20 protein-coding genes and 1 tRNA gene are annotated in these 22,164 nt (G+C 58.8%); 9 read left to right on the forward strand and 12 right to left on the reverse strand.

Annotated features, from left to right (window positions below):
- Positions 1–51 precede the first annotated feature (51 nt).
- Positions 52–1,002, forward strand: coding sequence for a LysR family transcriptional regulator (locus tag ACO07N_RS20825; RefSeq protein ID WP_421982867.1), 951 nt, complete (start codon positions 52–54; stop codon positions 1,000–1,002).
- 124 nt (positions 1,003–1,126) lie between these two features.
- Here ACO07N_RS20825 and ACO07N_RS20830 read toward each other — a convergent pair whose 3' ends face one another.
- Positions 1,127–1,558: a hypothetical protein gene (locus ACO07N_RS20830; RefSeq protein WP_421982868.1), complete on the reverse strand. Its 432-nt coding sequence runs from the start codon at positions 1,556–1,558 to the stop codon at positions 1,127–1,129.
- A gap of 222 nt (positions 1,559–1,780) precedes the next feature.
- On the opposite strand from ACO07N_RS20830, the gene ACO07N_RS20835 reads away from it, so the two are divergent.
- Complete coding sequence (locus ACO07N_RS20835; protein WP_421984464.1) at positions 1,781–2,185, forward strand: RidA family protein; 405 nt, start codon at positions 1,781–1,783, stop codon at positions 2,183–2,185.
- 48 nt (positions 2,186–2,233) lie between these two features.
- On the opposite strand, the gene ACO07N_RS20840 is transcribed toward ACO07N_RS20835, so the two are convergent.
- The 6 genes from ACO07N_RS20840 to ACO07N_RS20865 all read right to left on the reverse strand — a co-directional run bounded on the left by ACO07N_RS20840 (position 2,234) and on the right by ACO07N_RS20865 (position 8,368).
- On the reverse strand, positions 2,234–2,815 hold the full coding sequence (locus tag ACO07N_RS20840) for an NAD(P)H-dependent oxidoreductase (RefSeq protein ID WP_421982869.1): 582 nt from the start codon (positions 2,813–2,815) through the stop codon (positions 2,234–2,236).
- Between the two features lie 4 nt (positions 2,816–2,819).
- Positions 2,820–4,226: an FAD-binding oxidoreductase gene (locus ACO07N_RS20845; RefSeq protein WP_421982870.1), complete on the reverse strand. Its 1,407-nt coding sequence runs from the start codon at positions 4,224–4,226 to the stop codon at positions 2,820–2,822.
- A 2-nt stretch (positions 4,227–4,228) separates the two neighbouring features.
- Positions 4,229–5,533, reverse strand: coding sequence for a cytosine deaminase (locus ACO07N_RS20850; protein ID WP_421982871.1), 1,305 nt, complete (start codon positions 5,531–5,533; stop codon positions 4,229–4,231).
- A complete protein-coding gene (locus ACO07N_RS20855) occupies positions 5,533–6,387 on the reverse strand; it encodes an ABC transporter permease (protein ID WP_421984465.1) in 855 nt (284 codons plus the stop codon). Before ACO07N_RS20855 ends, ACO07N_RS20850 begins: the two co-directional genes overlap by 1 nt.
- 56 nt (positions 6,388–6,443) lie before the next feature.
- Positions 6,444–7,205: an ABC transporter ATP-binding protein gene (locus tag ACO07N_RS20860; RefSeq protein ID WP_421984466.1), complete on the reverse strand. Its 762-nt coding sequence runs from the start codon at positions 7,203–7,205 to the stop codon at positions 6,444–6,446.
- A 152-nt stretch (positions 7,206–7,357) separates the two neighbouring features.
- Positions 7,358–8,368, reverse strand: coding sequence for an ABC transporter substrate-binding protein (locus tag ACO07N_RS20865; protein ID WP_421982872.1), 1,011 nt, complete (start codon positions 8,366–8,368; stop codon positions 7,358–7,360).
- Positions 8,369–8,540: 172 nt separating this feature from the next.
- Between ACO07N_RS20865 and ACO07N_RS20870 the strand changes: the two genes are divergently transcribed.
- Positions 8,541–9,512 (forward strand): LysR family transcriptional regulator, encoded by a 972-nt coding sequence (locus tag ACO07N_RS20870; RefSeq protein ID WP_421982873.1) that lies wholly within the window; start codon positions 8,541–8,543, stop codon positions 9,510–9,512.
- Here the strand turns inward: ACO07N_RS20870 and ACO07N_RS20875 are convergent.
- A complete protein-coding gene (locus ACO07N_RS20875; RefSeq protein ID WP_421982874.1) occupies positions 9,489–10,289 on the reverse strand; it encodes a creatininase family protein in 801 nt (266 codons plus the stop codon). The two genes, ACO07N_RS20870 and ACO07N_RS20875, sit on opposite strands and share 24 nt — an antisense overlap.
- A gap of 586 nt (positions 10,290–10,875) precedes the next feature.
- Here ACO07N_RS20875 and ACO07N_RS20880 point away from each other — a divergent pair.
- Positions 10,876–11,631, forward strand: coding sequence for a hypothetical protein (locus tag ACO07N_RS20880; RefSeq protein WP_421982875.1), 756 nt, complete (start codon positions 10,876–10,878; stop codon positions 11,629–11,631).
- A gap of 217 nt (positions 11,632–11,848) precedes the next feature.
- On the forward strand, positions 11,849–12,889 hold the full coding sequence (locus ACO07N_RS20885) for a PLP-dependent cysteine synthase family protein (protein ID WP_421982876.1): 1,041 nt from the start codon (positions 11,849–11,851) through the stop codon (positions 12,887–12,889).
- 72 nt (positions 12,890–12,961) lie between these two features.
- Here the strand turns inward: ACO07N_RS20885 and ACO07N_RS20890 are convergent, their stop codons facing one another.
- Entirely contained in the window at positions 12,962–13,195 is a 234-nt protein-coding gene (locus ACO07N_RS20890; RefSeq protein ID WP_306146057.1) for a hypothetical protein, read from the reverse strand.
- A 323-nt stretch (positions 13,196–13,518) separates the two neighbouring features.
- Between ACO07N_RS20890 and ACO07N_RS20895 the strand changes: the two genes are divergently transcribed.
- Together ACO07N_RS20895 and ACO07N_RS20900 are read left to right on the forward strand one after the other, a co-directional pair.
- Positions 13,519–13,824 (forward strand): ETC complex I subunit, encoded by a 306-nt coding sequence (locus ACO07N_RS20895; protein WP_319387289.1) that lies wholly within the window; start codon positions 13,519–13,521, stop codon positions 13,822–13,824.
- A 142-nt stretch (positions 13,825–13,966) separates the two neighbouring features.
- Positions 13,967–14,043, forward strand: a tRNA-Arg gene (locus tag ACO07N_RS20900).
- A gap of 343 nt (positions 14,044–14,386) precedes the next feature.
- Here the strand turns inward: ACO07N_RS20900 and ACO07N_RS20905 are convergent.
- A complete protein-coding gene (locus tag ACO07N_RS20905; protein ID WP_421982877.1) occupies positions 14,387–14,938 on the reverse strand; it encodes a hypothetical protein in 552 nt (183 codons plus the stop codon).
- Positions 14,939–15,467: 529 nt separating this feature from the next.
- Positions 15,468–17,411, reverse strand: coding sequence for an autotransporter domain-containing protein (locus tag ACO07N_RS20910; RefSeq protein ID WP_421982878.1), 1,944 nt, complete (start codon positions 17,409–17,411; stop codon positions 15,468–15,470).
- Positions 17,412–18,542: 1,131 nt separating this feature from the next.
- On the opposite strand from ACO07N_RS20910, the gene ACO07N_RS20915 reads away from it, so the two are divergent.
- A complete protein-coding gene (locus ACO07N_RS20915; protein ID WP_421979445.1) occupies positions 18,543–19,370 on the forward strand; it encodes an IS5 family transposase in 828 nt (275 codons plus the stop codon).
- Positions 19,371–19,841: 471 nt separating this feature from the next.
- On the opposite strand, the gene ACO07N_RS20920 is transcribed toward ACO07N_RS20915, so the two are convergent.
- Positions 19,842–21,593: a B12-binding domain-containing radical SAM protein gene (locus tag ACO07N_RS20920; protein WP_421982879.1), complete on the reverse strand. Its 1,752-nt coding sequence runs from the start codon at positions 21,591–21,593 to the stop codon at positions 19,842–19,844.
- On the opposite strand from ACO07N_RS20920, the gene ACO07N_RS20925 reads away from it, so the two are divergent.
- Positions 21,586–21,897, forward strand: coding sequence for a hypothetical protein (locus ACO07N_RS20925; RefSeq protein ID WP_421982880.1), 312 nt, complete (start codon positions 21,586–21,588; stop codon positions 21,895–21,897). The genes ACO07N_RS20920 and ACO07N_RS20925 overlap by 8 nt on opposite strands.
- Positions 21,898–22,164: the final 267 nt, after the last annotated feature.

Here is a 22,164-nt window from a genome sequence, read left to right on the forward strand (position 1 = left end):
CGGGAACAGTGCGGTTGATGATTTTCGAACTCAAGTTTATAACAAATTGCTATGAAGCTGGATGAGCGACATTTGATCCAACTGGCTGCAGTCGTTCAGACCGGCAGCGTGACGGAAGGAGCGGAACTGCTCGGCATGACCCAGCCGGCGGTCTCCCGCACGCTTTCTTCACTGGAAAAACGCCTCGGGGAACCGCTTTTTCAGAAAGGGCAGCGACCGTTGCTGCCAACCCCGCTGGCGCAGGCCCTGGCCGATCAGGGCATGGTGATGCTGGCGGCCTCACGCAAGGCGTCGGAAACGGTTCTGAACTTTCAGGAAGGCAAGGCGGGAACCGTGCGGGTCGGCGGAACGCCGTTTTTCATGGATGCGCTCATTTCCAGCATGACGGCCGACTTCCAGAACAGCTATCCGGAGATCCGCGTCGACCAGAGCTACGGCTATGTCCGGGACTTGCGCGAAGCCGTTCATGCGGACCGGATCGATCTGGCGATCTGTCCGATCGATATTCTGGGGGAGGGGTCCGGTCTGGTCTTCGAGGAGATCCTGCCTGGCCGGAATGTCGTTGCCTGCAGCGCCTTGCATCCGCTTCTGGGCAATCGCAGAACCGGGGCACAGGAACTGCTCGAATATCCCTGGATCGCCCCGCCGCCCGGCAGCCCGCTCTACGCAGACCTTCATTCGATCCTGCTTTCGCTCGGAGCCACCGAGATCAAGGTTCGCTATTCAGGCGGGTCGCTCGCCAGCGTGATCAACTACATGACCCGCACGAATGCCCTGACGGTGCTGCCGCACAGTGTTGTCTTTGCCTACCGGAAGGAACGCACGATGACGGCGCTGCCGTTCCAGATCCCGCACCCGGACCGGGCCCTCGGGATCCTGCGCCTGGCCGACGCGCCCTATCTGCCTGCCGTCGACAAATATGCACAGCACGTCGCCAAGAGCTTCGAAAACCTGCGGCACCTGATCAAGCGGCACGAAGATGCCGTTGTCTGGGGCGGTTGACGGTTGGGGGCCAACCTCCTTGCAGGGCAGATCGTCCTAAGACTTACCGTAACCCGGACAAAGAACCGCGTCTGGCGAAAGGGAAAGCAATGCCTCTCTTACACCAGACCTCGGCACGGGACCCCTACTTGTCGCATGCCGACTGATCGGAAGCGTCGCAGAAGTAGAATTTCGGATCTTTCGAGGAACAGTTGTAATGATCGGAATGAATGCCTTCCGGAACGTCTGTATGACACTCCTTCGGTTGGTTCGCGCCACCTTTCTTGAGTTTCACGGCAACATTGTCGTCAAGGTTGTTGCTCAGCTGCCAATGAAGGTCGATTTGATAGCTTGAATGCTTGATCTTCACATCAATTCCGCGGCTTTCCCCCGCGGGAATCGATGTCGGCATTCCTGTAACGCTGCTGTTGCTTGCTTTCTCAACGTAGCCGTTCGTGAAGTCATAGGTGGTGTTGTTGTGTACATGTACTGTCTTGTAGGTGTCATCAGACAGAGCCGACGTTGCAGGCATGACGGACAGGGCTGCGATAGCGGCAATCAGCGGAAATCTTAGCATGGGACAATCCTCGTGATGGGAACACACGAGGCCAGATTATGAGAATAAACGACACGTGAAAATTGTCAAACTAAGTGATGCAATTATTGATAGTGTCTGCAGGGGCAAGCGTAAAAATATCATTATTTGCCAGTGGTTGACCCGCTTTTGAGGCAGGAGAATGATATGAGGGGCCTGGATCGATACCGGTCCGCCAACTCCAACAAACGAGTCGTCCAGTCCATGTCCAGCGATCCGGGAAAAAGAACCTTCAATCCAACATCAGTGCGCGCGCCCTTCGGAGCCTATAATCACGGTCTTCAAGTGCCTCCGGGTGCAAGCCTCCTGGTGACGTCGGGACAGCTCGGCATCAGGCCGGATGACACAATCCCCGCGGACGTGACCGGACAGGCTGAGATCTGCTTCGAAGCGATCGGTGCGATCCTGCGTGAAGCGGACATGAGCTTTGAGGACGTGATTAGGATCTCGGGGTTCGTCACGCGTCGCGAAGACTTCGCCGACTACATGGCGGTGAGGGACCGGTACACTGGTTCGATCAAGCCGGTCTCGACTCTGCTGGTTGTCGGCGGCTTTACGCGCGCGGAGTTCCTGGTTGAAGTCGAGGTCACGGCCGCGAAGATCTTCTGAAAGAGGTCCGCGGCCGGATCATGACCAAATGTGCAGAGACGGCCGGCGTCAGAAACGTTCCATTTCCGCGCCGACCTTGTTCAAAAACGCGGAGGTCGTTTCCGGCGTGCAGTTGTTCATGTCGTAATGCGCCAGATACTTGACCGGCGCACCGATCTTGATCTGGGCGCGGATCACGCGCTTGACGATCTTGCGCGGCGGATCGCCGACGAGCAGCGCACGCCACCGGCTGCCGCCATAGGTCATCACGGCCCCGAGCTTCCGGATATGGCGCAGTGTCGGCGTCAGCTTGCCGTCTTCCAGGTCGAAGGAAACGCCGGGCAGCCAGACCCGGTCGAAATACCCCTTCAGGATCGCCGGAAAGCCGAAATTCCAGACCGGCGTACACAGGACGAGCGCCTCGCAGGCCTGCAGCCGCTCGCAATAGCCGTCGACGAGTTTCCTGTTGTCCGGAACCGTGTGGTAGATGTCCCGGTCATGGGCCGACAGGACGGGGTCGAAGCCTTCGTCATAAAGATTGCAGCGATCGACTTCATGGCCGGCCTTTTCCAGGCTTTCGCAGGTCTTGTGAAAGAGGGCACGGCCGAAGCTTGCCTCCTGCGGGTGGGAATGCAGAACCAGTACTCGCATTCGCTCACGCCTCGGCGAAGGACTGAAGCCCGGGGAAGAGATAGGTTCCGCCGGCATTAAAATCGAAATCCGGATTTTCCCACGCGATCATCTTGCCCGGATTGAGCAGGCCCTTCGGGTCGGTTTCCTTCTTGAAGTCCAGTTGTACCTGGTCCGTGCGCTTCATGCCGCCTTCTTCCAGCGTGTACCTGTGCGGATTGAACACCGCGCACCCGTTTTCCTCGTGCAGGCGGATGATCTCGTCCAGCCGTTCTTCCGTGGTGAACCGGATCAGCGGCAGGCCGGAGCATTGAACCTGACCGTCGAACCGCAGGAATTCCAGGTGCCCGAAGATCTCACCGGGAAACATTTCCGTGGTCTTTTGCACGAGTTCCACGTGGTTGGGGCTTGGATACTGTGTCTGCAGGTAGGTGAAGGAGCTGTCGAACTTGAGTGCGCGCAACGTGGTGTGGTTCCAGGCGAGTTCGTAGGCGTGCGGAATGCCCTTCATGCTCTCCACTTCGTCGGACCGGAACCGAAGACTACCCTTCATGCGCTCGGCAAGCGCCAGGACGGCAGACATGGACTGCGGCGCGACCATGAGTACGGTCACCGCTTCGCCTTCCTTCAGCCAGGGTTTGTGGCGGGTGAAATAGTCAAAGGGAATGGGCGCTGCGATCGGAGCGACTTCCTTGAGGAGAAGTCCGTTGCTGCGCGCGAGCCTGTCGGAGAAGACGACGGCATCCATGAAGGTGTCGTGGCCGACGATCACGTCGACCCAGTCGTATGCCGTGGTCAGGGGCATCTCGACCTCGGTGATGATGCCGTTGGTTCCGTAGGCGTGGCTGACTTTCTGCAGGTCCCAGGTCGACAGCTCGATCACGCGCGGTTCGGCCTCCATCGTGACGATACGCAGGCGCAGGATGTTGCCGAGGTCGCGCAGGCCGCCCCAGTGAACCGAACCCACCCCTCCGGATCCGCCGGCAATGAACCCGCCGATCGTGGCCGTCTGCGCCGTTGAGGGATGAAAGCGCAGTTCCTGGCCGGAATGGTCCCGCGTCTGCGCATCCAGCTTGGCCATCACGATCCCCGGTCCGCACACCACGCGTCCCGGTGCGATTTCCTTGACCTCGTCCATGCGCGACATGTCGAGCACAATCCCGCCGGAGAGCGGCATGGCCTGGCCGTAATTGCCCGTACCTGTTCCCCGTGGTGTCACCGGAACGCCGTGCGCAAAGGCGGTCTTCAGGACCCGGATGACTTCGTCCTCGTTCTTCGGCGAGATCAGGAGATCTCCGGTGACGTTGTCGAGCTGGCGTTTCAGAACCGGGGAATACCAGTAGAAGTCCCGGCTCTTCGCCTGCACGAGGCGCGGATTGTCTTCCACCGCCACACCGTCGAGCTCAGCCTTGATCTTTTCGTAATCGGCCATCGTCAGCCTCTCATCAGTGGGTCAAGTTCACGATAGTCCGGCAGGCGGCGGTCGATGCCCATGCCATTCCGCATCACGATGCGGTCCGCTTGCGGACGGGACAGAAATTCGCTCCAGGTTCTTGCGTTGAACAGAACCAGATCGGCTGCGCGGCCCTCGGCAATCCGGCCGGCACCCGGTTCCTGAAGGATATCCGCCGGCACACGGGTCACGAGCTTGGCCGCAGTGTCGAGCGGGTGGTCGAGATGAGCGATCCTGACAGCCTCGCGAAAGACCTCCACCATGTCGAGATCTCCGTAGGCATAGAACGGATCGCGGGTGTTGTCGGAAGCGACCGCGACGGGTATGTCCGCCGCCATGAGTTCATGCAACAGGGTGATCCCGCGCGATCGCGGGGTCCGGCCCGAATGCCGGTCTTGCAGATACATGTTGCACATCGGCAGGGAAACCACGGAAAGGCCGGCTTGTTTGACCTTCGCGATGGTTGCCGCGGCCGTATCCTCGTCTTGTCTTGCAAGCGAACAGCAGTGTCCGACCGTGACCGCGCCTTCGAAGCCGTTGCGCAGCTTGGCGTCCGCGATGGCGGCGAGGGTGAGCACGCTGGCATCCTGCGTTTCGTCGACGTGGAGATCGACATCCAGTCCTTTCCCGGACGCTGCCTGAAACAGCCGGTCGAGACGGCTGTCGAGATCCGGCATCGGATAGGTGACACCACCGAGCAGGCCACCATGTGCCGCAACGACGTTCACGAGGTCGGAGAAATAGTCCTCGTCGTCGATTGCGTCGATCGGAAAGAGGGCAACGGCCTGAAGCTTGATGCGATCGCTCCAGCGTGTCCGCATGTCCGAAAAGACTTCGAACGAGATCCGGTGCTGCGGTGCCAGGCTGTCGATATGGGTTCGGAGCAGGCTTGTCCCATGCGCATAGGCACAGCGCAGGGAGAAGTCCATGCGGGTTTCGACATCCTTCGCGTGCCAGTTGGCTTCCCGGTCCGCCCGCACCGCCGTCAGGGCGCCGTCGAAATCTCCGTTCGGATTGGGTTGCCGGTCCCAGATATGGCCCTTGTCGATATGCGTGTGCATGTCGGTGAAGCAAGGCCAGACCATCCGGTCCTCCAGGTCGACGCCGTCGATATCTGCCGGGGCCGAACCGGCTCTCAGAACGGCTTCGATCCTGCCGTCTGAAATGACGAGATCGGCAGCGCATAAGCCGTCCTTCGCCGCGCCGGTGCCTTCCGGTGCAAGCACGCTCGGAAGCGTCGCGGAGCGCAGGGCAAACCGGTTTCCTCTGGGAAGGTCGAGCTGCATCAGTTTTCCCGTTTCAGGCTGCTTTCATGCCAGCGATGCAGGGTCCACCAGGAGATAAACGAGGTGAGTGCAAATATCAGGACGCCGAGGCTGGCAAGAAGGAAGAGGGCTGCGAACAGCCGTGAAATGTTGAGCCGGAACTGCGATTCCAGGAGCCTGAAGGCAAGGCCCGAACCGGCCCCGGCGGAACCGGCGGCGAATTCAGCCACCACCGCTGCGATCAGCGCCAGTCCGCCACCGATCCTGAGTCCGGTCATGAAGTAGGGCAGGCACGAGGGAAGTTTCAGATAGATCAGCGTCTGCCAGCGGGTCGCGCCGTAGAGTTCGTAGAGATTGAGCAGATTGTGGTCGACGCTCTTCAGCCCCTGAACCATGTTGGAGAGGATCGGGAAGAACGCGACCACGAATGCGCAGATCAGAAGCGCGCTCTGCGTTGTCGGGGCATAGATCAGGATCAGCGGCGCGATCGCGATGATCGGCGTGACCTGCAGGATGACCATGATCGGATAAAGAGCGGTTTCGATCCAGCGAGACTGGACGAGCAGGATCGCCATTCCGCCGCCGCCGATCAGTGCGAGTGCCAGCGACATGAGCGTGATCTTGGTCGTCACCCAGAGCGCGGGCAGCAGGATATGCCAGTCGGACACCAGCGAGTTCACGACCAGCCACGGCCCGGGCAGGATGTAGTGCGGGATCTCGTTGACGGTCACGACGACATGCCAAAGGACAATCAGCGACGCGATCACGCACAAAGGTATGCTGATCGTGAGAAGGCGTTCCCGCCGTTTTTGCGCGGCCGCGGTTTCCTTTGTCGGCAACTGAACAGCGCCAGGCCGCGCGGCACTGGCGGACATGCTGTCGAGGCCATCCCTGTTTTTGGTGGTCACCTGAACCTTTTCGACCGGGACTGTCATGCGTGTTCCTCGCCCCCCATCGCTTCGGACAACCTGGCAGAGACTTCGGAGCAGGCCTGACGGTACTCTTCCGAGGTCCGGTAGTGACTGTCCCGCTCCAGACTTGTGTGCAGCGGAAAATCGGAATCGACCCGGCCCGGCCTGGCCTTCATGACAACGATCCGGTTGGCGAGGTAGGCGGATTCAAACACCGAATGCGTCACGAAAACGACCGTGATTCCCGTCGATTTCCAAAGCGCCAGAACGTCATCATTGAGTTTCTGGCGGGTAATCTCGTCGAGTGCGGCAAAAGGTTCGTCCATGAGAAGAAGCTTGGGTTCCGTGACGAGCGCACGCGCAATCGAAACCCGCATTTTCATGCCACCGGACAGTTCCCTCGGATAGGCCTTGTGGAAATCGGCGAGCCCGACGCTTTCCAGCGCGGACATGATGCGGTCGTTCGCGGCTTTCCTGGAAATGCCCTTGAGGCGCATCGGCAGATAGACATTCCCGAAGACGGTTTGCCATGGCATCAGGGTCGGTTCCTGAAACACGAAACTGATGTCGCCGTCTGGAAGACCGCGCGCGTTGATCCTGAAACTCGGCCAGTCGATGATCCCCTCGGAGATGCCGCCAAGCCCGGCGATGATCCTGAGGGCGGTCGATTTTCCGCAGCCCGACGGGCCGAGCAGGCTTATGAATTCGCCCGGCATGACCGTCATCGACATGTCCGAAAGGGCAACGGTGCCGTTTGAGAAGACCTTGGTGACATTCTTCATCTCGACAAGGGAGCGAGAGGCGTTGACGTCGGCGGTCGGTTGCAGATGCGTTTCTGAGCTGCCTTGTTCGGCTATGACCATCTTGAACTCTGGAAAGTGTGAGCGCCGCCCCGCACGTCGGCATGCGGGGCGGAAAAAACGCCGGTTCGACCTTACTTTTTCAGGTCGAGACCAACTCCCTTACAGACGAACTCAACGGTATATGACTGCTTGTAGTCAAGGGCCGGATCGACAACCTCGATCGAGGCGAGCGTGTCGAAAAACGCCTCAAAATGCGCATCGGTCATGCATCCGATGCCTTTTTCAAGTGTGTCACCTGAATCGACGATGCCGTATTCCTTCATCTTGGCGAGGGAATACGCGAGCTGCCCGTCGGTCATTTCCGGGTTGTCTTTCTTGATCAGCTCGTTTGCGGCGGCATTGTCGCCATAAAGATAGTTGTACCAGCCTTCGATGGACGCATCGACGAAACGCTGAACCAGATCAGGGTTCTCGTCGACCAGGGCCTTGGATGTGGTGATCATCGTGGAATAGGGCGTCCAGCCCTCGTCTGCCAGAAGGAACACCTTCGGCGCCCATCCCGCCTGTTTCTCGATTTCGTAGGGCTCTGATGTCAGGTAGCCCTGCTGCCCTGATTTCGGATCGACGATGAACGGGGCCGGGTTGAACGTGTAAGGCTTGTATTGCGCGTCGGTAAAGCCGTCGAAATTCTTCTTCATCCATTCGAAGTAGGTGACGTACCCGTCCTTGCCCATGAAGATGGTGTCGAGTTTCGTCAGGTCGGTGAACTTTTCAATGCCCTGATCGGGGTGAGCGGTCAGGATCTGGGGGTCCTTCTGGAACATGCTGGCGACGTTGATCAGCGGAATGCCTTCCTTGACGTAGTCGAACCCCTTGAGCGTGCCGCCCATGTAGAAATCGATCTTGCCGGAGATCAGGAGGGCGTCATTCGCTGCCTGCGGGCCGCCGGGTGCAATGGTGACCTTCAGGCCGTATTTCTCGTAAGTGCCATCGGCGACCGCCTGATAGAAGCCGCCGTGCTCTGCCTGAGCCAGCCAGTTTGTGCCATAGGTGACCTCGTCCAGGGCGAGGGCCGGCGCAGTCGCGGTTCCGGCCAAGAGAACAGTTGCAAGAAGCGTCCTTGCAGACGGGAAAACGGTCATTTCATACCCTCCAATTAAGCAAATCTGCCGCGTAACCGCACTTTTCGATAATATTTGAGCCCTTGAAGTGCGCGTTGAAAAGCATCAAAATTCGCCTGCAGCGATGACTATTAGTCATCACGTATTTCGGGTGGTGATCATTTGTGCTTCATGCACAAAAAGGAGGCGGTCGTTGACGCAGTTACATTCCCGCAAACTTCAGTATCTTGACGAGATCGCCCGGTCGGGGTCGATCCGCAAAGCCGCGGATCGCCTCAATGTCTCGTCTTCCGCGATCAACCGCCAAATTCTTGCGCTGGAGGAAGAATTCGGAGTGCCGTTGTTTGAGCGGCTCCCACGGGGTCTTCGCCTCACGGCCGCCGGGGAGCTGTGTATCGAGCACGTGCGCGACGTCCTGAAGGATTTTTCAAAACTCGAGACTCGCATCAGGGCGCTCAAGATGCCGCAAGCCGGGCGCATTTCGCTGGTCACGACCATCGGGCTCGCTTCAGGGCCGCTGCCGGAGATCATCGGACAGTTCATCGAACAGAACCCGAGGGTACATATCAAGCTGCGCAGCGATGGGGGAACCACCACGGTCAATCCGGTCCTGACCGGCGATGTGGACATTGGCCTTGGATTCAACATCGCGGCGATGCCGGGCATCCGCTCCCTCGCGACGTTCGATATTCCCATCGGTGCGGTCGTGCCGCCGGAGCACAGGCTCGCGGCGGGCACAGGCCCCGTCGACCTCGTGGATCTTGTGCAGGAGCGTATGGTGCTGGCGCAATCGGGAACAAGCCTGAGGGATGTCATCAACCTTGTCCTGTCCTCGATCCCTGTGCCTGTCGAGCCAGTCCTCGAAACGAATTCGTCGGAGACCGTGCGGCAGCTGGTACGCCGGGGGATAGGCATAAGCCTGCTGAATCCGCTTGATGTGGTCGCCGAGTGCCGGCGGGGCGAACTGGTGTTCCGGCCGCTCGCCGCCATGCAGACGCATCACCAGCCGATGAAGCTTTTCACCCGGGCGAGGGCCTCGGTGGACGCGTCGACAAGCCTCTTCATCGAGTTCCTGCTGAAGGAACTCGGTGCGCTGGTCGCGGACCTGCAGAAAGTCGGCAACCTGCCGGCACAAAGGGGATCATTCGGGCCGATAAAGACCTGACAGCGGATATGCGGCGAAGTCGTTCAGCATGTCGATGAAGCCGGACACCTGATGCGCGCAGATGGCCGACCCCTTGTCGGCCGTCGCATTGGAGGCATCACCGACCACACCGGCGGGATTGAGGTCGTGCGCAATCCAGGCCAGCGCGTGCGGCGGTGTCGGCTGAATGTATTTCGAGGCGGCCTTCATGTCCTCGGCCCTTGACCGGAAGTTTTCGGCGTTTTCCATCCGGACAAGATCGGGACGGAAATGCAGCATCAGCGAAGTTTCGACATCGCCGCCATGAATGCCGAAACGCGACTCGTGCTCCGAAACCAGTCCCGCCGGGTGTCCGAACCGGCTCCAGTGCGTCACCAGAACGGCCATGTCGAAGCGCACGCGAAGTTCCCGGGAAACAATGCTGATGATATCGGTATTGCCGCCGTGCGAGTTCACGATGACCATTTTCCGCACGCCCGCCTCGTTGACCTTTTCGCCGATCGCCGTCCATACGGGGATCAGCAGGTCGGCGCCGAGCGAAAGCGTGCCCGGACCATATTTGTGCTCGTTGGCCTTGCCGATTTCCTGTACCGGCAACACGAGAACATCCAGGTCTTCGGGCAATTGCCGGCGCGTTTCCTCCAGCATGCCGCGCGCGATCGAGACATCCGTCGAGATCGGCAAATGCGGACCGTGCTGTTCGGTCGAGGCGGTCGGAAGGATCGCGATGACACGTTCGGGATCCATATCGGCAAAGTCGGACGTGTTCAGTTCATTCCAGTAAAAACACTTTGCCATCTGCGTTTCCTCAAATCACAAAAACACGTTCCCTGATTGGGTTAGGAAAATCGGTGCGGCATGAGAAGCATCATTATGTCCACGGGTTGCTGCCTTTTTGCGGACGGTTGAGGTCCTTTGTCATGCCATTCTTGTTCCGGTTCGGGCCGGTTCGCCCGACTTCCCCCGAGACGGGGCGGGCATTTTCAGGGCTGCACTGGGTTGAACCCCCGGGGACGAGTCTCTCTGTCCGGTTTCCTGCCTGGTCCAAACCGCAGCGCCTTGCCGGTCCGGGGAAAACGTCTGACCCTTGGGAAAGAGCGATTGTTAATGGCTATAGTTAAAATAAGTGCCGTAACGGGAACTGTTTCAATATTGGAATGTTCGATTTTGAGAATTGCTTTGCCCGTTAAGGTTTTCCATTAATGAAATTGTTGACAATGCGCGCGACTTCACGCGTTTAAACGATTGAAAAATATAGAAAAAAGCAACATCCAAAATACGCTCGGATTTTGGCAAAGGAATTGCAGTCCTGTCCTCACGAATGAACCGGAGGAGTTTATTTATGCTTTCCCATGCCGAGTTTACGTCTTTTGACAGCCGCTCCGTGTCAACAGCTGAAGATGTCTTCGTGTTTGACCTGGCGGCGCTGGTCCCCGGCACGTGCTGCCAGATTGATCATGATTTTGCGGTTTACCTTCGCACCTTTGCAAACTCCCGGCACTGTTACCTTTTGACGAGCGTGACCTACAACGAACTGATGGCGCGGCTGCCGACCAGCGTCAGAAAGGCGTTCAGAGGCGTATTCGCGTCCTCCGGCGCCGAGCTTTGGAGTGGTGACGAGGTGGTCGAGCGTGTTGAGCACACGTTCTCGGATGATCTTTACGAGTATCTCGTGAAGGTTGTTCAAAACAGCGCTTATCCGGCCAAGGATGCTCCGCTTATCGAAAACGGGCCGGCAACGCTGAGGGTCTGCCTTGCCGGGACAAAGGCCTCGATCGGACAACTGGGCTCCTACCTGAACTGGGAGACCGAACATCGCGAGTTGCCGGTCATCGTAAATGAACTCCAGTCGAAGTTTCCGGATCACGATGTGCATCAGGATAGTGATACCAGCCTTTTGGTCACACCGGTGACAATGTCCACGTCGCGCGTCCATCGACGCATTGCATCCGAACATGCCAACGCGCGCGTCATTTCTTGCATGTCCCCGCGGTCGGCGAACGGGTTTGCCGGGCCGTTCTGCAATGCGCTTTGCGGGTCGGACCTCGCCACCGAGGTCGGCGGTCCGAGCGATCTCAGCCAGCTCATGAGTTACGAAATGCGCAGAAGAGCGGCAGATGAGCTGCTTGCAGCCGAGTAAGACCTGTTGAACGCCGCTGTCCTGCGGCACCCGATCGAACCGATCTTGATCCCGGGCCAGCGTGCCCGGGATTTTTTGTCGGGTTGGAGCCGGTTCGTTGCCGGTTTCAATCCGGCATTTGGCGCATCAAAGAGCGTGAACAACACGCTGAAAAACGTGTGCTCTTGTCAGATCCTGCCTGAAATGGAAGGCTGTCGGATCATGGGAAGGGGGGCGCATGGATCATTGGGTTGCCAAGGCCGTCGGAAAGATCACCGCGGATGCGCATCGGTCAGCGGACACGCATCTTTTCAAGCTGCAGATACCTCGCCTGGATGGCGTGGATCTCTACCTGAAGGACGAAAGCACACACCCAACGGGCAGTCTCAAGCACCGGCTTGCACGCTCCCTCTTTCTTTACGCGCTTTGCAACGGCAAGATCACGGAAGGCACCACTGTTGTCGAGGCATCATCGGGCAGTACGGCCGTGTCGGAAGCCTATTTCGCCAGGATGATCGGTGTTCCCTTCATTGCGGTGGTTCCCGAAAGCACCGCACACAGCAAGATCCGGCTGATCGAGTTTTACGGCGGCAAGGTCCACTACGTCGCGTCGGCACCGGAAATGCACGGGGCAGCGGTGGAGCTCGCCCGCTCGATCGGGGGATTTTTCATGGATCAGTTCGCCTTTGCGGAACGGGCAACGGACTGGCGTGGAAACAACAACATTGCGGAGAGCATCTACCGGCAGATGGAGTTCGAGCCTCATCCCGTGCCGAGACTGTTCGTCATGAGCGCCGGCACCGGCGGCACCTCGGCAACGCTTGGTCGCTATATCCGCTACAAGGGCCACGACACGGAACTGATGGTCGTCGACCCGGACTATTCCGTCTTCTACGAAAGCTACATGTCCGGCGACCCCGGTCTCACTTCGGCCAGGTCCAGCCGGATCGAGGGTATCGGGCGGCCGCAGGTGGAAGCTTCGTTTCAACCCGACGTGATCGATTCCATGCTCAAGGTGCCGGATGCGGCAAGCGTTGCAACCATCCTGTGGCTGGAAAAGCGTATCGGAAGACGGGCCGGCGGGTCGACGGGTACAAATCTCTGGGGGGCCTTGAAGGCTGCCCGGGACATCATGGAACGCGGTGAGTGCGGTTCAGTCGTGACGCTGATGTGCGACAGCGGCGAACGCTATCTGGACACCTATTACAATCCGGACTGGGTGGCAGAGCATATCGGCGACATCAGCACATATTCGGACGCGCTCAGTGAATGGGGGTAGGGCCGGACGCTCAGGCCCGGTTCGCGGCTACCTGGGTCAGTCTTCATTGCTGCAAAGGCAGGGACGGAAGTCCTAGCGGTCGAAGGCCTGGAGCAGGAGAGACATCACGTTGAGAAACTCGTCGCGCCTGTCGTGCGGCAGTTCGTTCACGTTGGAGACGCCATAATCCAGCGTCAGGATCATGTCCCACATTTCACCAAGGTTTGCCTTGTCGACGGCTGACTTCAGTTTGAGCGGCGACGTCGTTGATGGGGTGACGTGTTCGGGAACGTAGGCCCCGAGCGTCTTGTGAAACTGATGATGCATGCGCCCACTCTGTAGCCTGGATGTTGTGTTCTGCGCCGACCGTTCCAGCCGGCATTCTTATTGAGCGCGAGAAGCTTGGGGATCAAAGGAACACTTTGTCCCTTCACGCTAAAGTAGCTATTAACACAAGTTACGTGTCCCTGTCATCTCACCATGGGGTCAATATTCAGAAAGTTTACGCAACGAACGCCGTTGTTCTGACCCCATGTCGTTTACGTCACTGTAAGGCATGCGTTACAGAACGGTGTTGACTTCCGGGAGAAAGACGGGAAAAAGCTTTTCGGAAGGTTGAACCATCGACCATCGGATCAGGGAACGTTGACATGGTTGCGCGCATCTATCGTCCGGCAAAAACCGCGATGCAGTCCGGCAAGGCTAAGACCCAGCGCTGGGTCCTGGACTATGAACCGGAGGTCGCCAAATCTGTTGAGCCGCTGATGGGCTACACTTCGTCGTCTGACATGAAGCAGCAGGTGAAGCTTTATTTCGACACGCAGGAAGAGGCGGTTGCCTACGCCAAGCGCCACGGCATCGCGCACCGGGTGGAAAAGGCGCAGGAACGCAAGGTGCGCGGCGCGGCCTATGCCGACAATTTCAAATTCAACCGGGTCGCACCCTGGACCCACTGAAACGCCGGACCGCGCATCTCGTGTCCCCGGACGCGGGACGGTTCGAGGATTGCCTGTTGAAACCTTGAAACCCGCATCGACATGAATGCGAAAACAGATTTTAAGACGTAGTCCGACCGGTCTTTCGGCTGGTTCGATTTCAGGCCCCGTAGCTCAGCTGGATAGAGCACTCGCCTTCTAAGCGAATGGTCGCAGGTTCGAATCCTGCCGGGGTCGCCAACTCTCTGATATTGTTTTGAAAAATTGGCTTTCTTTGTCGAGGTTCTGCGTCGAACCGATTTTCAACGCGGAACCGGGCAGTCTCAAAAGCTGGGCAATCCGTCCTAATCCAGAGGTGCGGAGTGCAGCGGAGCCTCAAAGGATGGGCCACGCGGCTCTGAATGTGCCGCTGATCCTTCGAGACGGATCTGCCGGTCCTCCTCAGCTTGAGGACTGACCTTCAAGGCGTCGACCTGCCAACTGCAGCGAATGTCCAGGTTCTTGGAGCCAGATTCTCCGGGCAAACCGATGCAAGCGGCTTTGCTGCTTTTGCCGTCGGACGTCTCAACGCAACGGCAACCAATCACTCGACCCCGATATAGGCGATTGCCCAGACCTGCTGGCGGGCGTGCTCCTCCGTCAGGCTTTCATCTTCGACAGGCGGAAACACGATCATCGTTGGTCCGAAGCCGCCAATTCCCATTGGAACTCCGTCCGAATGGGTTGCCAGAATGGGCTTATGCGTGTCGATGCTCTGCCAGGATATCTTCGCCTGGTAGCCGTCCATGGCCAGCGGCAACGCGGTTTTGCCGTCAGCGCCTGCGGATATCATGACGTCGGACAGAAGCGGTCCGGAGAAGGAAATGTCCCGCTGCTTGTCTTTCGGACCGTAAGGGATCGTGATCTCGACCTGATCCATTGCATTCAGCATGGCTGCGTCGAAGCCGACCGCCATGTCATAGGTTATGTCGTGGAACCCGAGGAGACCGCCATCGGTTTCACGTCTTGCGGGCAGGTTGGTTTCGGTTACGGCACCACCCAGCGTTACGAGCACATGGCCCCGCGGCGCTTCGGTATCGGCAAAGGCCGGCAGTGCGATCAGGGCGAGTAGCAGAGTGGTTAGAATATGGCGCAAGGGTCTTTCCTCCTGATTTGATTGTTGTTGTGAAAATTACATCCTTAGCGAGATCGCGTGTTTCGAAATACAAACATCGCGCCGCAGGGGCGGCCATTTCCAGACGATCCAGCGGCCATCTTTGTTCGCCGCTCCGGCCTTGAACCGGGGCCTCTTGCCAGGTGTTTCCCAGGTCCCGGATCAGGTCCGGGGCGGCGCGGGTTGCGGGGCCATTCGCACAAACAGACGGAATTGACCCAACATCCGTCGCCCCGGTTTCCCTCTCCCGCTGGGGAGAGGGCAGGGTGAGGGGGCAAACGTCTGAGGCGTGCTGATAGCTCTGATCCCTCACCCGGCCTTTCAGGCTGACCTCTCCCACCGGGAGAGGTTATCGACCTTGCGGTGGGTCGAGTGCACGACGCAATACCTCGTTGCAAGAAGAAGGACGAGGCAATCCCGAGCGCCGCCCCGGCCCTGAGCCGGGGCCTTCTGCCAGCCATGTTCAGGTCCCGGATCAGGTCCGGGACGGCGCGGTCTGCGATACTCCTCATCAGAACCGGATCGCAAACCGGGCCATGCCCTCCAGTGCGTCAACGTCATCGGAAAGGTATCCCTGACCATCAAGGGTGAAGCTGGCCTGCGGGCCGAGGTTCAGGTCCAGTGCCGCGCCGAGATAGGCGGCGGAGCGGCCGGTTTCGCCGAGACCGATGGAATTGGTGATGCCGAGCAGCGTCACCGGTACATTATCATCGCCGGTGGAACTGCGCAGCAGATAGCCCGCGCGCCCTGTCACGGTTGCAATGCCGAAGCTTCTGGAAAGGGCGAGTTCAAAATCGCCTTCCACAACACCGAACGTGTGGCTGTCCACCGTGGCATTGGCGGCAGAGCCGCTTTCGGTGTAGCTGCCGGTCTGCTGCAGGGCATAGCGCCCGCGTATGGAGGGGGTCAGCACGATGCCGGTTTGCCCGAGGCCGAGGTCGGCGGAGAGCGATGCTTCCGGGGTCACGAACCAGCTGTCATAGGAGGCATCGGCGGTGCTCTCGCCAAGCGTGAGACCGCCGGTGAGGGCGGTGTTGTCGTTGACGAAGCGGCGGCTGTCACTGGTTTGCCAGCCGCCGGCAAGACCGAGGCCGAACGTAATGCGTCCGAAGCGCCGGTCGCCATGGACACCGGCAAAGACGCCGTTGCTGGTAATGTCCTGCGAATCCGCCCAGGTGCTTCTCGCGCTGATGGAGCCTTTCATGTAACCGAGCATAAGACCAAGGCGCATGTCCGGCGACTGGTGCCAGGCATAGCCGAGGGCCGCGCCGATCTGGTCGATTGTGTGATCGAGGGTGGTGTCATCGCCGTCGTAATTGGCTTCGCCGCCGAAACCGGTGAGCCAGAAGGACCCGGTCTTGAGGCCGTAAGCTGCGTCCGGCCCGGAATTTGTTGCCAGCAACACGTCGAATCCTTCGGAGAGTTGCGCCCCGTCCTCGCCATAGGCCAGTGCGGCGGATGCGGCAGCCGACGCTTCACTCCGCCCCGCCTGCCGGAGGCCGTAGCGCCCGAGGCGGCCGAGCATGTTGGCGGTGTTGGCCATCTGGTTGAAGCCGGTGGTGAGCCCGGTCGGATCGAAGGTGGCGAACTGGCCTGTCGCGCTGTCATAGAACCAGGGGACGGGACCCGAGACATTGGCCTGACCGCCCGCGACATTCGTCGTCGGCAGCTGCCAGAGCACCGAATGCGAGGCCCCGGTGGTGAGGTTCAGCGTCGTCTCGGAATCGAAGGTGATGGCCCCGCCGAGAAAGGAGGGGACGTTCAGATTGACGGTGGTGCTGGTGGAGAAGGAGTCAACAAAGATTGCGTGGCTCTTTTCACTGACGATCACTCCGCTGTTGGTGATCTTGGTGTAATCCGAACTGTAGATGTAAATGCTGATTGCGTCTTGCCCGCTTGTCCGGATATCGCCGCTGTTGATGATCGTGGTGATGTTACCCCAGTTGTAAATCCCGCGTGCGCTGTCCCCGAATGTCCGGATGTCACCACTGTTGATGATCGTGGCGTCGGAACCGATGTTGGAAATCCCGCCTGCGCTGTCCGCGAATGTCCGGATATCGCCGCTGTTGATGATCGTGGCAGTGTTATCGGTGTTGAGAATCCCGTATGCGTCGACCCCTGTTGTCAGGATGTCACCGCTGTTGGTGATCGTGGCGTTGGCACCGGTGCTGTAAATCCCGAATGCGTAGTCCCCTTCCGTCAGGATCAGGCCTTGGTTGCGGACCGTATTGCCGTCGCTCGGGCTGTTAACACCATGTTCGCCACCGCCTGTCGTTGAAATACTGCCGTCGCCGGTTATGACGATCGTGTCGTAGGTGACGCCGTTAACGGTCTGTGTATTGGTGACGGGCCCATCGATGATGAGATCCTGGGAAAGGGCATGGGAGGCCAGCGCAAGAACGAGCGCACCGGCGGAAAAGATGGTCAGCAGCAGCTGACGAGAAAACTTCTTCATTCTGGACGCCTACTGGTACTGACGTCCCCCACACCTGAACAGATTTAGCCTGTCATTTCTTACGATGAAAGCGAAATCTTGGGTTGCATGAAAAATCCCTCCGGAAAACGACAGACCGCATCTTTGCCGCAAGTCCCGTCCTGCTCAATTGATATGCAGGTTCGTTGCACTCACACTGATTTCCGGTTACCGGATCAAGCCAGGCAAAGGTTCCGGATCAGCGTTCAGCATCCGCGCCGCGCATGGCCGGGATAACGAACGCGCGGGGTAGTCCGTCTTTCCGGATGATAGCGGACAGCTCCAACCCCAGGCTCTCTCCCTCTCGCCGGTCATGCCTTGGCTTGACCATGGCATCCATGCCGTTTCGTTTCTTGCCGAAGGGCTTCACCGTTTTTCAAACGGAACGGCATGGATTGCCAGATCAAGTCTGGCAATGACTGAGGAAAAAACATCGACCCTCTCCTTCGTCACCCCGGGCGAACAGCGTGAGACCCGGGGCCGGGGAGCCCCGGGAGGGCGGAGCAAGAGCCTTAAGTCCACTGCCTCCCCGATCCCGGCTCTGCGCTGCGCTTGGCCGGGATGACCTGCGCGTGGGGTAGTCCGTCTTTCCGGATGACAGCCGACAGACCGACCCCGCGCAGACCTTCCTCTCCCGGGTCATGCCATGGCTCGACCATGGCATCCATGCCGTTTCGTTTCTTGCCGAAGGGCTTCACCGTTTTTCAAACGGAACGGCATGGATTGCCAGATCAAGTCTGGCAATGACGGAGGCAAAAAACACCGACCCTCTCCTTCGTCACCCCGGGTGAACGAAGTGAGACCCGGGGCCTACTCTCACCACCGCTTGCGAAAGCGGCGGATTCCGGCTGCCGCCTTGCTCCTTTCGTTCCGCTCTGGAAACGAGTGGGCCCCGGATCTGCGCCGCGCTGCGTCCGGGTGACGAGCGGCGAAAAACCTCATCCTGAGGAAGCGCGCCGGCGCTGTCTCGAAGGATGGGCCGCGCGGCAGGGTGCCAGCCTCCCATCCTTCGAGACGCACGCAGGCGTGCTCCTCAGAGACTGGCCCGAAATTAGTTGAGTGATCCCGGTCGCATGTGATTCCGTTTTTGCGCTAACAGAACGGAGCTTCGCCATGTGGACCGAGACCACCCGCGCCAACTATGACCGTCGCAGCTTGCGTTACGCAAGTGATCTCACGGACGAAGAATGGAGGTTCATCTGTCCCCATCTGCCAGCCCGACGAGATCGAGGTCGTCCGCGCACCACGTCGCTGCGGGAAGTCGTCAATGCCATTCTCTATCTGCTGCGCACAGGCTGTCCCTGGCGGTTTCTGCCTGCCGACTTCCCACCACGTTCCACAGTGCAGAGATACTTTTATGCGTGGCGTGACAATGCGTTATGGCCAGCGCTGAACCGGCGGCTGGTTGAGCGGCATCGCCAATCACAAGCGCGCAATGCTACTCCGACCGCCGGTGTCATTGACAGTCAGAGCGTCGCAACAATCCAAGTCGGCGGTCCTCGGGGACTTGATCCATTCAAACGCATCAAAGGTCGCAAGCGCCACATTGTCACTGATACGGACGGGCTTCTTTTGGACGTTCTGGTTCATCCCGCCAACGTCCAGGACGTCCACGGAGCGGTGCCATTGCTACGCAGCCTGCGGCAGACCTATCCCAACCTTGCTCATATCTTCGCCGATCGGGTCTACCGAGGGCCGAAGCTATTGAAAAAGATCGAGGATTGTGGACCGTGGACGATTGAGATCGTCGAACGGCCAACCGGGGTGAAAGGATTCGCGCTTCTGCCAAGACGATGGGTCATTGAGAGAACATTTGCCTGGTTTGGGCGACGGCGGCGTCTTGCAAAGGACTTTGAAGTCAAACAAGAAACACAGACCGCTTGGCTGTACATCGCTAGCATCGAACTCATCATCAGGCGCTTGGCAAAGGCTCAAGAATGAATTTCGAGTCAGACTCTCAGGATGAGGTCACTGGATTTGGTGACGCAGGCCGGTCTGATTGTGTTCCGGGTTCGCTGCGCTCACGCTGATGTCCGGTTTCCGGATCAGCGTGCAGCATAAGCTGCACTTGTCCGGAATGACGGCGCGAGCGTGTTGCACCCAACAACCGCCGCCCCGGCCTTGCGCCGGGGCCTCTTGCCAGTCGTGTTCCGATCCCGGATCAGGTCCGGGACGGCGCAGGTTGCAGGGCCAACATCACATACGACGGAATTGGGTCGGCGACCGCCATGCACATCTGCCCGTTCGTGTGCAGGTCGGACATCCTGGACGTGGAGTAGGCACATATCCGGCGTTTGTTGGCGAAGTCTGGATTGACGGCAACGGCATCATGCCTGCCGGACTTTCGCAGAACCGGTCACCGATCTCACCACCTGTTTGGACGGCCTGCCAGCAGCACAATCCTTGCAGCCGCTATTTCATTGAGGCCGCTTTTCTTGCCACTTCAGGTGCTCCGTGCGTGTTGGGAATGGCTTCCTTGAACACCTGGATGAGGTCCATGTCTTGCTCTTCGGCCGCGCTTGTCGGGGTGAGCGCCAGATCCGTGTAGGACTTGCGGTTCTCGTCGGCCAGGACGCGTTTCATGGCGGGCCGGAACTTGAGAAAGAGACGCGCCCAGGAAAAAGCGACCCAGACCGCCTCCACAGCGCGTTTGGGATAAAACACCAGCGGGTTCTCGAGTTTCATTCCGTATCTGCGCTGGTCGCGATGCTTGCGTCTGACGATGCCGCATTCAAGCGGGTGAACCTTCTCGATCAGGATCGCTCCGAGGAAATGGATCATCGATGAATAAAGCGCCTTGGTTCTGGCGCCGCGTGCGGCATCCCGCCGAAGGACCGTTTCCACATGCTCAGGCGTGTAGAACTGTTTCCAACTGTCGAAATAGACTTTCTCCCAGTCCGCATCGCTCATGATCGGGTGATGGGTGACGCGGTGATTGAGGTCATACTTGTTGAAGTCCGGGTCCATCCAGACACCCTTGGACGAGAGCACCTTGTGATCCTCCGAGCCGGGCAGGGGTGTCAGGAAGAAGAACTCGATCAGATCGAGCGGAAGCTCCTTCTTGATGATTTCGATGTTGCGCCGGATCTTGTCCGGTGTGTCGTCCGGGAACCCGAGAATGTATCCGGCATAGGTGATCACGCCGGCATCCTTCCAGGCCTGGAGCATCTTGCGGTATTCCCAGATCTTGTTCTGGCGCTTCTTGGCAGCGGTCAGGGCATCGGGATCGATGTTTTCCAGCCCGATGAAGACGCGGGCACAGCCTGCCCGGGCCGCCTTTTCAATGAAGCCGGGGAGGCGGTAGCAAAGCGTGTCGACCTGAAGCACAAGCTTGAATTTCAGCCCTTCTTCCTCGCGAAGCCAGATCAGACGGTCCAGGATCGCTTCCCAGTTCTTGTTCCGGGCAAAATCATCGTCCGTTATGAAGAACCGGCGAATTTTCTGCGCCGCATTTGCCCGGATGATCGCCTCGACATCATCGGGTGTCCTGAAACGCGACTTGCGTCCCTGGACATTGATGATCGTGCAGAACGAGCATTGGAAAGGGCAGCCGCGCCCCGCGTCGAAGCTGGTATAGGCGCCTGCCATCTTGCGGACGGCGTCGGCCGGCAGGATTGGCTGAATAGCACCCTCCAGGTGAGGCAGATCCTTCATGAAGTTGTAGAGCGGCTTGAGCTGTCCGGCCCAGGCATCGGCAAGCAGCGCGTCCATGCGCCCTTCGGCTTCCCCCGCGTAGATGCTGAGACCCATCTCCTGCGCCTTGACAATCTCGGGAGGCACCTCCGGGAGCATGGAAATACTGCCTGCGGCGTGAAATCCGCCCGCGGCAACCGGAATTCCTTCTGCGATGAATTCCCTCGCGATATCGACTGCACGGGGAAACTGGTTTGTCTGCACACCCACCAATCCGACAAGACAACCGTCGGCCTGTTTCAGGGACCTGGCCAGTTTGGCGACGTCCACCTTGGTGTTGGTTTCGTCGATGACCTCGATTTCGATCGCAACATCGTCACCGAGTGTCCGTCTCTCCGCGCAGTCCTTAATGAGGCCGTAGACGGAGGCCAGCGAGTTCGAAGGGATCGGCGCACGTACCCACTGAATCACGTAACCTTCATCATCGTAATGTGAAGGTTTGATCAGCAGGATTGCAAAGCGCTTGGACATGAATCTCCGGACTCTCATTGCAAATCGGTTTGGCAGTGTTTCCGCGACCTCAAGCACGCGGGTTTATCTTTGCGGAACAGGCGATCTGCCGCAAGGGAATAATTGTCGGGTGACCTTGGGAGAGCAGGAACATTTTTCGAAACCTGTTGCCGGCTGCGTGACGGCTGCGAGCCTTTTGCAAGGACAGGCGCTAATTTGCGATGCAAAACAGAATTTACTTTTGATTTCAGAAGTGATTGACCCGAGTCTTGTGCGCTGCAGTATTTTTCCTGTTGTTTTATCAACAAGTTTTCAACAGATTTAGCGTAATCTGTTAAAATACATGAAGAGTACTGGACAGTCGAAAGTAGTTTGGGCACTATCCTATTCACTACTGGTTCGGTGCTGAGAGCGGATTGGCAAACGCAGTCAAGGCCCAATGACCGGTAGCCCATGCCAGGACTGGTGCGAGGTCATCTGATGGGTTCGAGCTATTTCTGGGCGCCACATGGGGAACGCCGGACGCATTCACGTGAAGCGAAGGGCGTCCCGGTAGACCGGTAACGGCGGGTAATCCGTTTGATCGGCGCGG

This window comes from Roseibium sp., assembly GCF_965229775.1.
Classification (GTDB): domain Bacteria; phylum Pseudomonadota; class Alphaproteobacteria; order Rhizobiales; family Stappiaceae; genus Roseibium.

Coding starts and splice junctions, on each gene's coding strand:
- ACO07N_RS20845 (WP_421982870.1), bottom strand. CDS start 4,226: ATGGCCGATTACGAAAAGATCAAGGCTGAGCTCGACGGTGTGGCGGTG.
- ACO07N_RS20915 (WP_421979445.1), top strand. CDS start 18,543: ATGTGGACCGAGACCACCCGCGCCAACTATGACCGTCGCAGCTTGCGT.
- ACO07N_RS20885 (WP_421982876.1), top strand. CDS start 11,849: ATGGATCATTGGGTTGCCAAGGCCGTCGGAAAGATCACCGCGGATGCG.
- ACO07N_RS20860 (WP_421984466.1), bottom strand. CDS start 7,205: ATGAAGAATGTCACCAAGGTCTTCTCAAACGGCACCGTTGCCCTTTCG.
- ACO07N_RS20835 (WP_421984464.1), top strand. CDS start 1,781: ATGTCCAGCGATCCGGGAAAAAGAACCTTCAATCCAACATCAGTGCGC.
- ACO07N_RS20875 (WP_421982874.1), bottom strand. CDS start 10,289: ATGGCAAAGTGTTTTTACTGGAATGAACTGAACACGTCCGACTTTGCC.
- ACO07N_RS20850 (WP_421982871.1), bottom strand. CDS start 5,533: ATGCAGCTCGACCTTCCCAGAGGAAACCGGTTTGCCCTGCGCTCCGCG.
- ACO07N_RS20865 (WP_421982872.1), bottom strand. CDS start 8,368: ATGACCGTTTTCCCGTCTGCAAGGACGCTTCTTGCAACTGTTCTCTTG.
- ACO07N_RS20855 (WP_421984465.1), bottom strand. CDS start 6,387: ATGTCCGCCAGTGCCGCGCGGCCTGGCGCTGTTCAGTTGCCGACAAAG.
- ACO07N_RS20830 (WP_421982868.1), bottom strand. CDS start 1,558: ATGCTAAGATTTCCGCTGATTGCCGCTATCGCAGCCCTGTCCGTCATG.
- ACO07N_RS20890 (WP_306146057.1), bottom strand. CDS start 13,195: ATGCATCATCAGTTTCACAAGACGCTCGGGGCCTACGTTCCCGAACAC.
- ACO07N_RS20910 (WP_421982878.1), bottom strand. CDS start 17,411: ATGAAGAAGTTTTCTCGTCAGCTGCTGCTGACCATCTTTTCCGCCGGT.
- ACO07N_RS20825 (WP_421982867.1), top strand. CDS start 52: ATGAAGCTGGATGAGCGACATTTGATCCAACTGGCTGCAGTCGTTCAG.
- ACO07N_RS20895 (WP_319387289.1), top strand. CDS start 13,519: ATGGTTGCGCGCATCTATCGTCCGGCAAAAACCGCGATGCAGTCCGGC.
- ACO07N_RS20920 (WP_421982879.1), bottom strand. CDS start 21,593: ATGTCCAAGCGCTTTGCAATCCTGCTGATCAAACCTTCACATTACGAT.
- ACO07N_RS20840 (WP_421982869.1), bottom strand. CDS start 2,815: ATGCGAGTACTGGTTCTGCATTCCCACCCGCAGGAGGCAAGCTTCGGC.